This window comes from Streptomyces sp. NPDC051563 (genome assembly GCF_044454225.1).
Lineage (GTDB): Bacteria > Actinomycetota > Actinomycetes > Streptomycetales > Streptomycetaceae > Streptomyces.
In genome coordinates, this window is sequence record NZ_JBITDL010000076.1 from 1 (window position 1) to 1,374 (window position 1,374).

A 1,374-nucleotide genomic window follows, 5' to 3' on the forward strand; every position below is an offset into this window, starting at 1 on the left:
GGGACTGTAAAAGAAACGGTGTAACTCCGATCATGGAGGATTGCACCTGTGACCAGCGAGAACATAGCTATAGCGCCTGAGGCTGGGGCCTCGTCGGCGGCTGTCGATGACCGGTTCCTGAACGAGCTCGTGGCCCGGGCTCAGGCCGAGGGCCTGCAGCTGACGGGCGAGGGCGGTCTGCTCCAGCAGCTGACCAAGCGGCTGCTGGAGTCCGCTCTCGAGGGCGAGATGACGGATCATCTCGGGTATGACCGGCACGACCCCGCGGGCAAGAACGGCGGCAACTCAAGGAACGGGAAACGCTCCAAGACCGTCGTCACGGACGTCGGGCCGGTGGAGATCGACGTGCCGCGGGACCGGGAAGGGGCCTTCGAGCCGCAGATCGTCAAGAAGCGGCAGCGCCGGCTGACCGGCGTCGACGAGATGGTTCTGTCCTTGTCGGCGAAGGGCCTGACCCACGGCGAGATCTCAGCCCATCTGGCAGAGGTCTACGGAGCCGAGGTCTCCAAGCAGACCATCTCCACGATCACCGACTCGGTGATGGAGGGCATGGCCGAATGGCAGGCCAGGCCTCTCGACCGCGTCTACCCGGTCGTGTTCATCGACTGCGTCAACGTGAAGATCCGCGACGGCCAGGTCGCCAACCGCCCCATCTATATGGCGTTGGCGGTTACGGCCGAAGGCCACCGCGACATCCTCGGCCTGTGGGCCGGCGGCGAAGGTGGGGAAGGCGCCAAGCACTGGCTGCGTGTCCTGACCGAGCTGAAGAACCGCGGAGTCGAGGACGTCCTCATGCTGGTCTGCGACGGCTTGAAGGGCCTGCCCGACGCGGTCGGCGAGGTCTGGCCCAAGACCGTCGTCCAGACCTGCGTCGTCCACCTCCTTCGGGCCTCGTTCCGCTATGCCGGCCGCCAGGACTGGGACAAGATCGCGAAGGCACTGAAGCCGGTCTATACCGCGCCGACTGAGGACGCGGCCACCAGCCGGTTCCTCGAGTTCTGCGAGGAATGGGGCCAGAAGTATCCGGCGATCGTCCGGCTGTGGGAGAACGCCTGGGCCGAGTTCGTCCCGTTCCTGCAGTTCGACGCCGAGATCCGCCGGATCGTCTGCACCACGAACGCGATCGAGTCCGTCAACGCCAGGATCCGCCGGGCGGTCCGGGCCCGCGGCCACTTCCCCTCCGAGAACGCCGCCCTGAAGTGCGTCTACCTCGCGGTGATGTCTCTCGACCCGACCGGCGCCGGCCGCAAACGCTGGACGACCCGCTGGAAGCGAGCCCTCCAGGCCTTCGACATCGCCTTCGACGGACGCCTCACCAACAACCGAATCTGAGCCTACAAACCAACCCAGTTACACCGAAAACTTTACAGACCC

1 protein-coding gene is annotated in these 1,374 nt (G+C 65.8%); it reads left to right on the plus strand.

All coding sequences use genetic code 11. The annotated features are described in order from the left end of the window. Positions 1–63: 63 nt before the first annotated feature. Entirely contained in the window at positions 64–1,332 is a 1,269-nt protein-coding gene (locus ACIA8F_RS39120) for an IS256 family transposase (protein WP_399385814.1), read from the plus strand. Positions 1,333–1,374 lie beyond the last annotated feature (42 nt).